This window comes from Saprospiraceae bacterium, from assembly GCA_016719615.1.
Classification (GTDB): Bacteria; Bacteroidota; Bacteroidia; order Chitinophagales; family Saprospiraceae; genus Vicinibacter.
The window spans coordinates 1,429,109-1,442,904 of sequence record JADJYQ010000001.1; the positions used below are offsets into that span (position 1 = coordinate 1,429,109).

At 36.7% G+C, this 13,796-nt stretch carries 17 protein-coding genes and 1 tRNA gene; 12 read left to right on the forward strand and 6 right to left on the reverse strand.

Annotated features, from left to right (window positions below; all coding sequences use genetic code 11):
* Nucleotides 1-64 precede the first annotated feature (64 nt).
* The 7 genes from IPM92_05840 (at nucleotide 65) to IPM92_05870 (ending at nucleotide 4,209) form a co-directional block, all read left to right on the forward strand.
* Nucleotides 65-874: a protoheme IX farnesyltransferase gene (locus IPM92_05840; protein ID MBK9107901.1), complete on the forward strand. Its 810-nt coding sequence runs from the start codon at nucleotides 65-67 to the stop codon at nucleotides 872-874.
* Nucleotides 874-1,455 carry a cytochrome c oxidase subunit 3 gene (locus tag IPM92_05845; GenBank protein MBK9107902.1) on the forward strand — a complete coding sequence of 194 codons (582 nt, stop codon included), beginning with the start codon at nucleotides 874-876 and terminating at the stop codon, nucleotides 1,453-1,455. The genes IPM92_05840 and IPM92_05845 overlap by 1 nt, the downstream gene beginning before the upstream one ends.
* A 113-nt stretch (nucleotides 1,456-1,568) precedes the next feature.
* Complete coding sequence (locus IPM92_05850; protein MBK9107903.1) at nucleotides 1,569-2,312, forward strand: cytochrome c oxidase subunit 3; 744 nt, start codon at nucleotides 1,569-1,571, stop codon at nucleotides 2,310-2,312.
* 21 nt (nucleotides 2,313-2,333) lie between these two features.
* Entirely contained in the window at nucleotides 2,334-2,810 is a 477-nt protein-coding gene (locus IPM92_05855) for a cytochrome C oxidase subunit IV family protein (GenBank protein ID MBK9107904.1), read from the forward strand.
* 30 nt (nucleotides 2,811-2,840) lie between these two features.
* Complete coding sequence (locus IPM92_05860) at nucleotides 2,841-3,425, forward strand: hypothetical protein (protein ID MBK9107905.1); 585 nt, start codon at nucleotides 2,841-2,843, stop codon at nucleotides 3,423-3,425.
* A gap of 1 nt (nucleotide 3,426) precedes the next feature.
* Complete coding sequence (locus IPM92_05865; GenBank protein ID MBK9107906.1) at nucleotides 3,427-3,957, forward strand: DUF420 domain-containing protein; 531 nt, start codon at nucleotides 3,427-3,429, stop codon at nucleotides 3,955-3,957.
* 12 nt (nucleotides 3,958-3,969) lie between these two features.
* Complete coding sequence (locus IPM92_05870) at nucleotides 3,970-4,209, forward strand: hypothetical protein (protein MBK9107907.1); 240 nt, start codon at nucleotides 3,970-3,972, stop codon at nucleotides 4,207-4,209.
* Nucleotides 4,210-4,281: 72 nt separating this feature from the next.
* Here IPM92_05870 and IPM92_05875 read toward each other — a convergent pair whose 3' ends face one another.
* Complete coding sequence (locus tag IPM92_05875) at nucleotides 4,282-4,779, reverse strand: hypothetical protein (protein ID MBK9107908.1); 498 nt, start codon at nucleotides 4,777-4,779, stop codon at nucleotides 4,282-4,284.
* Nucleotides 4,780-4,836: 57 nt separating this feature from the next.
* Nucleotides 4,837-5,520, reverse strand: a complete 684-nt coding sequence (ung, locus tag IPM92_05880) for a uracil-DNA glycosylase (GenBank protein ID MBK9107909.1) — start codon at nucleotides 5,518-5,520, stop codon at nucleotides 4,837-4,839.
* Nucleotides 5,521-5,580: 60 nt separating this feature from the next.
* Here ung and IPM92_05885 point away from each other — a divergent pair, with 60 nt between their 5' ends.
* From IPM92_05885 to IPM92_05895, 3 genes are all read left to right on the forward strand, one after another.
* Nucleotides 5,581-7,665: a hypothetical protein gene (locus tag IPM92_05885; GenBank protein ID MBK9107910.1), complete on the forward strand. Its 2,085-nt coding sequence runs from the start codon at nucleotides 5,581-5,583 to the stop codon at nucleotides 7,663-7,665.
* A gap of 185 nt (nucleotides 7,666-7,850) precedes the next feature.
* Nucleotides 7,851-7,927, forward strand: a tRNA-Arg gene (locus IPM92_05890).
* 21 nt (nucleotides 7,928-7,948) lie between these two features.
* Nucleotides 7,949-8,704: a hypothetical protein gene (locus tag IPM92_05895; protein ID MBK9107911.1), complete on the forward strand. Its 756-nt coding sequence runs from the start codon at nucleotides 7,949-7,951 to the stop codon at nucleotides 8,702-8,704.
* Nucleotides 8,705-8,716: 12 nt separating this feature from the next.
* Here IPM92_05895 and yajC read toward each other — a convergent pair whose 3' ends face one another.
* On the reverse strand, nucleotides 8,717-8,998 hold the full coding sequence (gene yajC, locus IPM92_05900) for a preprotein translocase subunit YajC (protein MBK9107912.1): 282 nt from the start codon (nucleotides 8,996-8,998) through the stop codon (nucleotides 8,717-8,719).
* A 67-nt stretch (nucleotides 8,999-9,065) separates the two neighbouring features.
* The gene (locus IPM92_05905; protein MBK9107913.1) at nucleotides 9,066-9,365 is read right to left on the reverse strand and encodes a DUF1573 domain-containing protein; all 300 of its coding nucleotides are present in this window, start codon (nucleotides 9,363-9,365) and stop codon (nucleotides 9,066-9,068) included.
* Nucleotides 9,366-9,558: 193 nt separating this feature from the next.
* Here IPM92_05905 and IPM92_05910 point away from each other — a divergent pair, with 193 nt between their 5' ends.
* Both IPM92_05910 and trxB read left to right on the forward strand, forming a co-directional pair.
* Nucleotides 9,559-10,086, forward strand: coding sequence for a hypothetical protein (locus IPM92_05910; protein ID MBK9107914.1), 528 nt, complete (start codon nucleotides 9,559-9,561; stop codon nucleotides 10,084-10,086).
* A complete protein-coding gene (gene trxB, locus IPM92_05915; GenBank protein MBK9107915.1) occupies nucleotides 10,087-11,022 on the forward strand; it encodes a thioredoxin-disulfide reductase in 936 nt (311 codons plus the stop codon).
* An 8-nt stretch (nucleotides 11,023-11,030) separates the two neighbouring features.
* Here the strand turns inward: trxB and dnaG are convergent, their stop codons facing one another.
* On the reverse strand, nucleotides 11,031-12,980 hold the full coding sequence (dnaG, locus tag IPM92_05920) for a DNA primase (protein ID MBK9107916.1): 1,950 nt from the start codon (nucleotides 12,978-12,980) through the stop codon (nucleotides 11,031-11,033).
* A 24-nt stretch (nucleotides 12,981-13,004) separates the two neighbouring features.
* The gene (dapB, locus tag IPM92_05925) at nucleotides 13,005-13,727 is read right to left on the reverse strand and encodes a 4-hydroxy-tetrahydrodipicolinate reductase (GenBank protein ID MBK9107917.1); all 723 of its coding nucleotides are present in this window, start codon (nucleotides 13,725-13,727) and stop codon (nucleotides 13,005-13,007) included.
* Nucleotides 13,728-13,796: the final 69 nt, after the last annotated feature.

The window sequence follows — 13,796 nt, forward strand, 5'->3', positions numbered from 1 at the left end:
AACAGTTGTTAAATACTCTCTTATTGAAGATATTGGAGTATTGGTCAAATTCAAACTTAGTTTGATGGTCGTAATATCATCAGCATTGAGTTATTTGATCCTTGCGAAATCGAATTTTTCGATTCTTGAATTCTCATTGTTGATTGCAGGGGGTTTATTTATCACTTTTGCAGCAAATGCACTCAATCAAAGCCTCGAAAGAGAATACGATAAGCTGATGACGCGCACTGCAAACAGACCCATAGCAGCAGGGCGGATGAGCCTTTCTTTTGGGGTACTTATTGCAGGTGTGTTTTGTACCGTCGGCGTTTTGCTCTTTGTGATGCTCAGCTTACCAGCGGCTGTTTTGGGAATGCTGTCATTTGTAATTTATGCTTTTATTTATACGCCATTAAAGCGATATTCTACCATTGCAATTCCGGTAGGGGCAATCCCAGGTGCGCTCCCGACCTTGATCGCCGGTATTGTAGCAACCAATGGTTTTACTGTTGAGGCAATCTGCATTTTCGGACTTCAATATTTATGGCAGTTTCCACATTTTTGGTCTATTGCATGGATCGGACATCAAGATTATAAAAGAGCAGGATTTAAATTGATTAATGATGTTGATGGGCACCCGGATCCAAAATATGGATTGTATTCTGCAGTCTATGCAGGATTGAGTGTTTTTTTAATTGCAATGTTTCATAGTTTTTCACCCATAAATATTGTTGTACTCATTTGTTTAGTGAGCTTAGTGGCTATATATGCAGCTTACGGCTGGAAATTATACAAAATCAACAATGCTGTTGCAGCCAAAAAGCTGATGTTTGCATCTTTTATTTATCTGCCTTTACTTTTGATTTTATTTTACTTCAATTCTATTTTGCAATAATGGCTTTATTTCAAATGATCGATAAAAATTTAGAACCTAGCAGACTGCATGCGATCAGGTTCGGTCTTTGGATTGCCATGGCTTCAATATTAATGATGTTTGCGGCACTGACAAGTGCATACATCGTTCGTAAGGCAGCAGGTAACTGGTATGAATTCAAACTTCCGGTTCAGTTTTTTGCAAGTACGATGTGTATTTTACTTTCTTCATTTTTTATGGAGCGATCATATAAAAATTTTAAAAACAATATTTCCGCTGGTTACAAATCGGGGATTTTATTGGCTTGTATTTTTGGTATTGCGTTTTTAGTTTTTCAGGTAATATCCTGGAAGGCATTATTTAATCAAGGAATTACGCTTGATTTAAATGTAAGTGGATCGTTTCTTTATGCATTATCGGGATTACATGCATTGCATGTACTCGGCGGAGTTGCTGCTATTATTGTAACATTAATTGTAGCATATTCCATGCCTTTCGAAGCGACACCCGGGCGGATTTTTAAAATGGATCTCGTTAGACAATATTGGCATTTTGTCGATTTGATATGGATTTACTTATTGATATTTCTCATATTACAATAGTTTAAAATTATTCGATGGCAACTGATCATTCTTTACACGCGCAAGATACTCATCCACACGAAGGGTCCTGGTCTGGAGGCAAGGAGCCTTTTAAGGCGAGTTACGGAAAGTTGATGATGTGGTATTTCCTATTATCGGACGCCTTTACTTTTGCAGGCTTTCTTATAGCTTATGGAACTTTGAGGTTTAGCAGTCCAACCTGGCCTGTTCCCGATTTTGTATTCTCTACCTTACCGGGTGGATTTCATCATAAACCATTGATTTTTGTAACATTTATGACTTTTGTTTTGATCGTGAGTAGTGTTACAATGGTTCGTGCTGTTCAGGAAGGACAACGCTATAACAAAAAAGGAGTTGCATTTTGGATGTTGATGACCATTTTTGGTGGACTTACATTTTTAGGTTGCCAGGCTTGGGAGTGGACCACTTTAATGGGCGCCGAACATATGTCAATTCGGGTGAATCCGTTCGGAACACATGTTGAAGCAGGAACTTACATGGATGCTGATGGGCATGATATTAAAGTTGGAGATACATTTAAACCGGGTCAATCTTACCTGATCCACAAACATGGTGACGAGTGGGCTCCATTGCGTTATAAAAACGAAGCAGGAGATATCAAGGAACAGCAATTCGGACCGAAAGCATTTGGTGCATTGTTCTTTTTTATTACTGGATTTCATGGATTTCACGTTTTTAGTGGAGTTGTATTTTTAGCAATCATATTAATCAATGTATTATCGGGGATCTATGCAAACAGGAAAAACCATTATGAGATGGTTGAAAAAATCGGTTTGTATTGGCACTTTGTCGATTTGGTATGGGTGTTTGTATTTCTCGTTTTTTATCTCCTTTAATTCAAAAATATATTTTCAACAATGGCACATTTAAGTTACGAAGAAGCAAAGAAAACCGCGTTTAAAGGGTTTGTACTACTGGGTATTGTTACGGTTGTCGAAGTAATCATTGCATTATTGGGAAAAGGTTATATCGTTGAAGGATTTCACCTTCCTCGTTCTATTATGTACCTAGCGATGATCATACTTTCCTTATATAAAGCATATTTTATTGTCTATGAATTCATGCATATGCGCTATGAAGTACCAGGGTTGGTAAAAAGTGTGTTGTTGCCTACTTTACTACTCATCTGGGCTATCATAGCTTTTTTCTCTGAAGGACATACATGGAATGTTTGGAGGGCGAATGTGAATGACAGGCCAAAACTTACTTTAGAAAAAATGCAAATGCATCATAAAGATCCTGTTGGTGAACCAGCAGCTAAAACAAATGTTATAACAATAGATTCTTTGCATCAAGCTGTGGATACTTCCAATGGCAATAAAGGCATGCATTGATGAGGACTTAACCGAATAATTAAATAGCTTTTGAACAGGAAGATACAACTTGGTCTTATTCTTTTGATCATCATAGGTCTTCCGGCTTTCGCATGGTACTATTTGAACAAGGGTACTCAAATGCGAAAATCTGCAATGGAAAATTTGAGTCCAAAGTCTGAAATGGGCAATTTTCAAACGGTTACAGAAAAGGACTCTCTATATTACAGTCAAAGTTTACAAGGCAAAAGATGGATCGTAGGAATTATTGGTGCAGATTCCATGAGACTTAGTCACATCAAAGCTTTAAGGGATTTGGTGGGGCAGGCAAAACTAGAGTTTGCTGTAAATGTGTTTACCATTATTGGTTTGTTTCAAGGTGAATTGATCACTGAAATGTCTGATAAATTAGAAATTGGCAGAGAAACTGATTGGGTAAAAACTTATATGGCATCTAATCATGTTTTTCCTTTTTCTGCAGATGCTTTTTCGGTACCGGAGTCTCACGCTAACCAGAATATTATTGCCCTTGTCGACGAAGAAGGCAGAATGAGAAATTATTACAAACTTGAAGACAAGGAAGAAATCAAAACTGCCGTAAGAGAAATTCCAGTTTTTCTTAGTTTAAAAAAGTAACATGAGCTGGAGCAATTCATCGATCAAAAAATTAAATGTATTTGCTTATTTAGTTTCAGCTATAGTGTTATTGGTCGTAGCGAGTATGCGCCAAATTAAAATTGAAAGCTCCATTGATTTTAGTTTTCTGCCTGCCTTTCATTCTAGTCTAAATGCGTTTTGTGGTGTTTTATTATTGATTGCGTATTATTTTATTCGCATGAAAAATATTCATGCACACAAGCGATTTATGACGGCAGCCATTTTATGCTCTTCAGCCTTTTTAATATCTTATGTATTATACCACGTTACTACACCTGAAGTGAGATTTTGTAAAGAAGGTGGGATACGAACAATTTATTTTATATTATTAATTTCTCATATTGTTTTGTCTGCCTTTGCTTTTCCATTTATACTTTTTACTTACATCAGAGGATTGACTCATCAGCATCCGGCACACGAGCGGATGGCGAGATGGGTATTTCCGATTTGGTTGTATATTTGTTTTTCAGGCCCTGCTTGTTATTTGATGTTGCGACCCTGTATGATTTAAGCCCACTGCACTATGATCAATTATATGAAATTTATTTTCACTCTTATTCTTGTTATACTGGTGGTTTCGAATGATATATTTGCGCAATGCCCAATGTGCAGAATGGCCGCAGAATCCAATTTAGAAAGTGGAGGATCTGCAGGTAAAGGTTTAAATACAGGAATTTTGTATTTGTTGGCGATACCTTACCTTATGGTTTTTGTCTTGGCTATGATATGGAGGAAACACCGTTCCCGACTTGCAAAAAATTAGTTGCGCTGATAAGGCAAAAAAAAAACCGCTTTGATCCAAAGCGGTTTTTAAATATTATAAAAATATTATTTTTTAAAAAGTATAGCGAATTGCAAATCCACCAGCTTCTTCATTGAAGCCATTGCCCCAACCGATAAAATGAAAAGTTGGGATCCAATCTACGGAGAGATTAATAGGAGCTCCATCAAATTTGTAATCTAAACCCAAATTTCCGCAGACTCCTAAAAAGAAGTTACCATCATCGTCCAAATCAAATTGATAAAAATCTCCGCCCCATGAGCCTAATTGTGCTCCAAAGCCCCAATACCATCTCAAACCATCAACGGATTTGATATCGCTGTGCGTTTGATAAAGGCCAGTTAAACTGAAATAATTGTAATCATAGACTCCTGCACCATAATTGCGATAATTGACAATGGCTTCAACTGCATTTTTTTCATTGAGAAAATGTTTTCCTGTCAATGCCCAACCCCAAGCTGCGCGTAATCCAATTGCATTTTTATATTCTTGTGCAAATGAATTAAAACTCAGAGCTATAAATGCAATGAATAATAAATTTTTAAGCTTCATAAAAAATAGGTTTTAGTGTTTAAGAATACTACAAATATACGATATATTGTTGATTCTTCAAATTGCAGCTTCAATTTTCCAATCTATTGGTTGAATGCCATTTGATTCAAGATAAGTGTTTGCCTTTGCAAAATGATCGTTGCCGGAAAACGCTGTTCCGGCCAATGGGGAGGGATGGGCACTTTCTAGGATCAAATGTTTTGAAGGATCAATTAAACCTCTTTTAGACTTTGCAAAATTGCCCCAAAGCATAAAAACTACATGCTGTTTGTGCTCACTGATGAGGCTAATAACGGCATCCGTAAATTGATGCCAGCCTGAGTTTTTGTGTGAATTCGGCGATTTGTGGGCTACAGTTAAAGAGGCATTTAGCAACAGCACGCCTTGATGTGCCCATGTACTTAAATCTCCGTTCTTGGGTATTCCATAACCATAGGATCTGTTCAGTTCTTTGAAAATATTATGAAGTGAGGGCGGAATGGCTATTCCTTTTGGGACTGAGAAAGATAAACCCATAGCTTCCCCCGGTCCGTGATAAGGATCTTGTCCCAATATAACCACTTTTAGTTTCGTAAAGCTGCAACTATTGAAAGCATTAAAAATGAGTTTGCCTGGAGGATAAATTATTTTTCCCTGAGCAATTTCAGCCTTTAAAAATTGGCTTAGATTTTTAAAATATTCCTTTTCGAATTCTTCTTTTAAAATTGCTTTCCAGGATGTTTCAATATTTACATTATTCATAGTATATTTGATTGTCTATCGGTCAGTTAGCTTTTATTCTAATCAACAAACATACAAGAAATGAGACTTATTATGATGGCCTTGTGTATTCAGGCTTTAGTTGCGCATAGTCAACCTGTTAAAATCTGGTCAAAGATATTTGGTGGTAATGCATCTGATGTAGCAAATGCGATGATCATTTATAATGATACTACTATTATCAGCGTAGGTCGTTCGTCATCTGTTGAAATTGCCGGCCACAGAGGTGGTGATGATTTTTTACTCTGCAATCTTAATCCTTCAGGCACTTTAAGGTATCTCAAAACTTATGGAGGCCCTTCCATTGATCAGGCAAATTCAGTACGTGGCTTGCCTACCGGCGAATTATTGATGGGCGGTTTTACTGGGGCAAGAGGTGGTGATGTTTCCGGTTTACATGGACTCAATGATATCTGGATTATTGCTGTCAATCCGTTTGATGGAAAACTTATATGGCAAAAAAATTTTGGAGGCACCAACAATGATCAATTGAATGCCCTGCATTATCTGGAAATGGGCCGAATTTTTATGGCTGGGCACACAAAATCTATAGACAGGGATGTCGCAACAACGCCAAGCAAAGGAGGAAATGACATATTGATTTCTTCACTAAATGAAGCCGGAGTGATCAATAAAACAGTTACGTTTGGCGGAACTAAAGACGAAACGGTTAAGAAGATTTTAAATGCAGAAGAATTTGGAGGCCAGATGTTGGTGTTTGGTGAAACGGAATCTGGCGATTTTGATTTTCAAGGAATGGCAAAAGGAAAAAAGGATATTTTTATTTTAAAAGTGAATCGAAATCTTACCAAAATATTTATGAAGACCATTGGGGGCGCAGGTGATGATCTTTTTGGGGATGCTCTTAAACTTTCAAATAATACTTATCTTTTATTTGGGACTGTAAACACAAAAGGTGGGCCCATTGATTCTATTAAAGGTGCGAAAGATATTTGGCTTACCAAAATTGATATTCAGGGCAATATACTCTGGAGTAAGACGATTGGCGGTAGTCTGGATGATGTGCCTTATCAAGCGAAGTTTTCAGCAGATGGAAATGTAATTCTTGTCAGCAATTCAAATTCAAATGATAAAGACATAAAAATTACACCTCATGGCGGTACCAGCGATGTATTATTGATGAAATTAGATACATCTGGTAATGTGATATGGCAAAAATTTTATGGTGGAACGAAAGGAGATAATGCATCGGCACTCGCAACAGATAATTCAGGACACATTTATTTAACAGCTAGTAGTTTTAGCCTTGATTTTGATTTATCGCCATCAAATATCAATGCTCCGGATTTCTGGACGCTTAAATTATTTGAATGCCACGATTTTGTTGAAAATTTCAATGTTTCCATTTGTGAAAACGATAGCATTGCGATCCTTGGCAAATTTTTTTCAAAAAGAAATCAAACTGGTACTGTTAGGCTGATAGGTGGCAATTATCTTGGATGTGACAGTATTGTTAATATTCAAATCGAGCTCATTCCGCCGCAGTTTAGCAATGCAGAAGAGCGCATTTGTCATGACTCAAGTTTAGTATTGCATCATATATTGTTTGATAAAAATCATACGGAAGATACTTTCTTTTTGAAATCAACCATGAATGGATGTGATAGCATCGTTTCTTTTAAAGTAAGTTTTTTAGATCCTTTGGAAGTGATGGATACCTTAATTATTAAAGATGATGGTACGGGCAAAGGATGTATCGGGGTGCAAATGAAGGGTGGATGCGAACCTTATAAATATAAATGGAGCACGGGTTGGACGGCAAGTAATGTTTGTAATCTCTTGTCTGGGAGATATACACTTACCGTCACTGATTGTAAAAATTGTGAAAGGGATTTTAGCTTTTTTGTCCCATCAACGGTAGCAGTTGAAGATGAATCGTCTAAATGGCCCAAGTTTATGCAGAATCCTTCCGAAATTATCATCCATTGGGAAGGTGAAACCATCACCGGGTTGAGCATATACGATCTTTTTGGAAGGCAGATCACGGAATTATCTCCTAACGCATCTATAAGCTATTTGAAAAGAGATCAATTCATCAATGGGCTTTATGCCATCAGAATGTCAACTAAATCAGGACGCATTTTTAAGATCTTATTCACGATATAAGGCATTAAGGTTTATTCTTAATTTTTATCTTTGCGTCCCTTACATGGGAAAGCTTCTCAATGAATGCATTTGAGGTGGCTTTCTGAGCTTAAAGTATAAACGATTGAAATGCAGTGATTTATTGAATTTTATCTACTGATTGAATACATCCTGACTCATTTCATTATTATATTTTTCATGATTTTGGTCCCGTAGCTCAGCTGGATAGAGCAACTGCCTTCTAAGCAGTAGGTCTTTGGTTCGAATCCAAACGGGATCACCATATTCTTTTAATAATCACGCCATGAAACATTTCAAATTCGCTCAAAACTGCTTTTTACAGGGCTTTATTTTGGTTTTTTTTGCTTTTCAAATTCATGCTCAATCCTTTACAAAAGGCAAATTGACGATGGAAGTCGAGAAAATTTTATTGAATGGGGAAGAGGCTCCTGCCCAAATGGGTGCATCTTTAGGTAATATAAAACTCGAAATATTTGCAGATGGGACCCGTCAGAAAACTGTGTTCAACATGATGATGATGAAAACTGAAACCTATTATGATTCGCAATCGGATAGTTTAAAAATGTTCATGGATTTAATGGGTAAAAAATATCTCGTAGCAGATTCGAAAAAAAGCATGCATGCGATAAGCAGCCAACAGACAAGTAGTGATCCATTTGAAATAAAAGAATATCGCGAAGATGTGAAGGATATTCTAGGCTACCCTTGCTATAGGGTAGATGTCAAAATGAAAATGCCAACGGGTGAAGCTAAATCACTAGAAGCCAGTGGAGATTTGGATTTAAAATTATACGTTACAGATCAATTAAAATTTGATGCATCTTATATTACGAATGGCAAACAACATATAGACTTGAAGGGGACACCTTTGGAATATAATATGCGAATGGGCAGCGGTGGCTTTGCTATGGAAATGATTATGCTCGCCAAGGAGTTTAGCAAGGAGGTTCAAGTAACGGATTTTGATTACCCGAAAGGAAATTACAAATTATATTCTATGGAAACATTTCAACAAGAAATGTCACAAATGAAAAGATAATCCAAAAGAAATTTACAGTTCAAGTTGGTATTTATCTTTTAATGCATCAGTCCCTTCTTTTGATACAGAAGACTTTAATACTTTAATAAAAGATTTGGAATCGAGTTGTAATTCAACTACGAGATCTTCTACTTTAGTGATTCGACCAATAATTCCTGACTGGGTTACTACTTGGTCGCCTTTCTTTATTTCAGTCAAAAATTTGTTTTGGGCCTTTTGCTGTTTTTGACGCGGAAGTATAAAGAATACGTACATGATTCCAAACAAAACAATATATAAAATTAAGACGCTCATTTTTAATGAATTATAAAATTAATGAATTAATTTGTAAAAATAGACATACTTGCTTGATTTTTCCTGCCTATTTGTGACTATTCGCCCGAATCTCGGCAGTAAGTCGAATGGTTAGCTGTGGAGGAAATCCATCGCTCTTGACTAATAATTCTTTTTCATCATAGCCCATTTTTGTCGCAGTGTGATAGAAAACATGAATTATAGCTGAATCATTTGGAGCAATTTTATTTTGATTTATATTGGCAATGATACAGGGACAAGAGGGACTCATTTCGAGGATGTTGAGTGTATCTAAGCCATTATTATAAACATTAAAATGATGCTCAAGGGTATCACCTCTGGTGGCCTCGCCAAAGTTTTTTTGCAATACGGGAATATGCATTTTAGCACGGGAGTTTAGCTTGTTATTTGAAGCTGTAATTTTGTTGGATTCAATTTGGGCTAATTGCTTGTTTCCGGATTCCTTATTTTACAACAAATAATAAGGCTTATATTCAATAAGCAAATGATTGGTAGTTGGCCATAATTCATATTCAAAAATAAGCTTAAATCCAATAGCGGTGAAACTTTTAAAGCCTGTTTGTATTCTTGGGATGCCTGCTTCCGGAAAATCTTATTTTGCTGAAGCCCTTGCATTGCATTGGGAAGTTCCATGTATACATTTAGACCAGGTCATAGAAAGAGCTGAAGGCAGGTCTATTGAGCAAATTTGGGATCGGTATCAGGAATCTGCATTTAGAAGCTTAGAACGGTATTATTTAATGCATCAACTTATTCAAAAGCCGGTGGTGATGAGCCTTGGTGGCGGGACAGCTGCGCATTTTGATAATATGTTTTTAATCCAAAACTTATCCTTTTCAATATGGTTAAAAGTAGGATTGAGCGTATTGGAACAAAGGATTTTGGAAAAGCCAAGGCCTTTGTTTCAAAATTTGGATGAAATTATGCCAAAACTGGAAGCCTTGATGAATTTCAGATATCAGTATTATGAGCGGGCATCACTTGTGGTGGAATTGAATAACGATGAACCAAAAACACTTACAAATGTTACAACTTATTGTCAACGGCAAAATATAATCAGTGAATAAATGAATATCATACACAACACCATCATCATTGGGTCAGGACCAGCTGGATACACCGCTGCCATATATGCTGCGAGAGCAAATATGAATCCTCTTTTGTTTACAGGCATTGAGCCGGGAGGGCAACTTATGATTACTACCGAAGTTGAAAATTATCCGGGTTACCCCAATGGAATTCAAGGTCCAAAAATGATGGATGATTTTATGAATCAGGCTTTGCGGTTCAATACCCAGATTAAGTACGAAGTCATTACTAAAGTCGATTTTTCAGGTCCTATACATTCTATTTGGACAGAGAGTGGCGAAGAATTTAAAGCACATTCGATTATTATTTCTACAGGTGCCAGCGCCAAGTGGTTAGGTATTGATTCTGAAAAAAGGCTCATGAACAAAGGAGTATCTGCCTGTGCTGTTTGTGATGGCTTTTTCTTTAAAGGTCTAAAAGTTGCAGTTGTTGGAGGTGGAGATACAGCAGCAGAGGAGGCTTCATACCTATCTAAACTATGCCCCGAGGTACATCTATTGGTTCGTAAGGATTCGATGCGAGCTTCTAAAATTATGCAAGAACGCGTAATGAACAATCCTGTCATCAAAATGCATTGGAATACGGAGATTGAAGAGATTAAGGGGAATGAAGAAGTTGAAAGTATCAAATTGAGAAATAATATAAGTGGTGAAACTTCTGAAATCGAAGTAAAAGCAGCATTTATTGCAATTGGACACAGCCCAAATTCAAAATCTTTTGAAGGATGGATTGATATGGATGAGCAAAATTATATTAAGACCATACCAGGCAGCTCAAAGACCAACATCAGTGGCGTTTTTGCATGTGGTGATGTGCAGGATAGAATTTACAGACAAGCGGTTACTGCTGCCGGATCAGGCTGTATGGCCGCACTCGACGCAGAGAGATATCTCGCTGAACATGGATTGATTTGATCCTTGATTTATTGTATGATGACTGTCCTCAATAATCCGGCAATGTAATTGCGTTGTTGAATGATATATTGATGTGATTTTAATTCGATTTCAAGTTCTTCTTCACTCAATTCACTTGATTTAATTTTAGACTCGAAATCCGTAATAGCCTTGTTGTATTTTTTAAGTTTGAATCTTAGAATTGATTGCGTAACGTCGGAAGCAAAATTAAGATCAGGCTCATTCTGTGTATGAAGAAAGATTCCAAGTTTTTCAGACCAATTCGAACTATAATCATATTTATTAAATGAAAAATCCAAAGCTAATTCAGCAAATGTTTTGTTTGTATGATTCAGATAATAATTCAAATCAGGTAACTCTCCATCACTGAGGAGACCGGATATATCTAAAATCAGGCTCTTATAGATTTCATTGTCGAAAAAGGGTAGTGTATCTGCAATGTTTTCAATGATATAACTAGCGTAAGAAATACCCTGTGTCTCTTCATACCAAAGATGGCCATATAAAATTAAAATCCTGCAAATATCTTTTTCTTGAAATTCATCAGAACCGGCAATAAAAGTTTGTGCTTTACCTTGGACTGTTTCTTTTGAAGAAAGTTCTTTGAGAATTTGTTCGTCTCGATCTAAAGCAATTCTCTTTTCCTGAAAGGACTTTTGTTTTTGTTGTTCATGCAATAGTTTATTGCAAGTTTCGATCAGACTTTGTTCATCAACTTTTGTAATGGCCGCAGTTTCTTTGATGTAGATCGATCTTTTTATGGAATCCGGAATCATCGAAATACTGCGTATGATGTCGTGAATTGCCGTTGATTTTTTAACAGGATCATTTTGGATTTCCTGAATCTGGCTATTTAATTTAAAAAGGATAAAGTCGACAGCATTCTGCGTTAGAAATTGTTCAAATGCAGTAGAACCTTGTTTTTGGATATACCCGTCGGGATCTTCATTATCGGGGATGACAGCAATTTTTACATTCATATTTTCCCGAAGAATCAGATCAACACCTCGCGTTGCGGCTTTAATGCCTGCCGGGTCTCCATCATAAAGAATCATGATATTGGGTGTTATTCTTTTAATGGCTTGTATTTGCTCTTCGGTGAGTGATGTGCCCGAAGAGGCTACTACATTTTCTATGCCTGCTTGCGAAAGTGAAATGACATCTGTATACCCTTCTACCAATATGCATTGATTTTTATCTCGAATGCTTTTTTTTGCAAGATGCAGACCATAAAGCGTTTTGCTCTTTTGATAGAGTTCGGTTTCAGGCGAATTAATATACTTCGCTACTTTGGAATCACTCGAAAATATTCTTCCTGCAAATGCAATGGGCTTTCCGGTAGAATTATGAATGGGAAATATCAGTCTGTTCCGAAAAAAGTCTCTGTTGTTTTGGTTTGCCAGCCCCAATTTTTGCAAAAATTCAGCTTTATATCCTTTCTGCATTGCAAACTGAAGTAAATCATCGACATCATCTAATGCAAAACCTAAGTCAAATTTTTCAATGGTGGATTCAGAATATCCTCTTTGTTTCAAATAAGACAACGCAACAGATCTACCTATAGGGTTCGTCCATAAATTGCTTTTAAAATGTTCCAATGCTAATTGGTTAATGATATGTAGGCTTTCGAGTTCTTTTTCTTCAGCAATATTTTCTTCAGTGCGTTGGGTTTCTTCCAATTGAATCTGGTACTTCTTTGCCAACTGGCGAATTGCTTCAGGAAAAGTAAGTTGCTCTACTTCCATTAAAAACTGTACAGGATTGCCTCCTTTTCCACATCCAAAACATTTATAAATATTTTTCGAAGCAGATACATAGAACGAAGGTGTCTTTTCTTTATGGAAAGGGCATAATCCGATTAAGTTTGAACCACGTGGTTTGAGGTCAACATAGTCTCTGGCTACATCTTCTATTCTCGCGGTTTCAACGACAGCATCTATAGATTTACGAAGGATCATGCCGGGCAATTATTGTCATAAAAATTATATTGCATTGAGGTCCAATACATCTAACATGGTATATACTCCCTTTTTATCAAGGACCCACTCAGCAGCAAGTACTGCCCCTTTTGCAAATCCAGTTCTAGTAAAAGCTTCATGTTTGATTTCTATTTCGTCAATTTCAGATTGATATTTAACAAAATGAGTTCCTACGACTTCATTTTCGCGAATGGATTGAATGGGAAGTAAATGATCAGAAAAAGAATTTTCCAATTGCCAATCTTTGTAGGAAGGGTGTACTTGAAGGATATCGTTTGCCAAACTTATCGCAGTGCCACTCGGTGCATCCAATTTATGTATGTGGTGAATTTCTTTTATGGAGCAATGATAATTGGGATGCTTGGCCATCCATTCGGCTAATTTTTTATTAATGCTGAAAAACAATTGTACACCCACACTAAAATTAGAAGAATACACTAATGCACCTTCATTTTCAAGTATATTGTGTTTAATGGAATCCCATTCTTTGAGCCAACCGGTAGTGCCGCAAACCACCGGAATTTTTTCTATTGCACATATTTGCAAATGTGCAATAGCAGATTCAGGTCTTGTAAATTCAATAGCAAGGTCTGAATCTTTTAAAGCCGGCAATAAGTCAGAAGCATTGGCATTTGAGATGCGACCACTTATTTGGTGTCCTCTTTCCAAAGCAATGTGTTCAATGGCTTTGCCCATTTTTCCATATCCGATTAAGCAAATTCTCACAACTATCTGATTGTAAAGTATTTATAAATTATAAAGTCAATTTGGTTCCAAAATTAGCAGATTAAGTTA

Coding starts and splice junctions, on each gene's coding strand:
- IPM92_05840 (MBK9107901.1), top strand. CDS start 65: ATGGTCGTAATATCATCAGCATTGAGTTATTTGATCCTTGCGAAATCG.
- IPM92_05845 (MBK9107902.1), top strand. CDS start 874: ATGGCTTTATTTCAAATGATCGATAAAAATTTAGAACCTAGCAGACTG.
- IPM92_05850 (MBK9107903.1), top strand. CDS start 1,569: ATGATGTGGTATTTCCTATTATCGGACGCCTTTACTTTTGCAGGCTTT.
- IPM92_05855 (MBK9107904.1), top strand. CDS start 2,334: ATGGCACATTTAAGTTACGAAGAAGCAAAGAAAACCGCGTTTAAAGGG.
- IPM92_05865 (MBK9107906.1), top strand. CDS start 3,427: ATGAGCTGGAGCAATTCATCGATCAAAAAATTAAATGTATTTGCTTAT.
- IPM92_05870 (MBK9107907.1), top strand. CDS start 3,970: ATGATCAATTATATGAAATTTATTTTCACTCTTATTCTTGTTATACTG.
- IPM92_05875 (MBK9107908.1), bottom strand. CDS start 4,779: ATGAAGCTTAAAAATTTATTATTCATTGCATTTATAGCTCTGAGTTTT.
- ung (MBK9107909.1), bottom strand. CDS start 5,520: ATGAATAATGTAAATATTGAAACATCCTGGAAAGCAATTTTAAAAGAA.
- IPM92_05885 (MBK9107910.1), top strand. CDS start 5,581: ATGAGACTTATTATGATGGCCTTGTGTATTCAGGCTTTAGTTGCGCAT.
- IPM92_05895 (MBK9107911.1), top strand. CDS start 7,949: ATGAAACATTTCAAATTCGCTCAAAACTGCTTTTTACAGGGCTTTATT.
- yajC (MBK9107912.1), bottom strand. CDS start 8,998: ATGAGCGTCTTAATTTTATATATTGTTTTGTTTGGAATCATGTACGTA.
- trxB (MBK9107915.1), top strand. CDS start 10,087: ATGAATATCATACACAACACCATCATCATTGGGTCAGGACCAGCTGGA.
- dnaG (MBK9107916.1), bottom strand. CDS start 12,980: ATGATCCTTCGTAAATCTATAGATGCTGTCGTTGAAACCGCGAGAATA.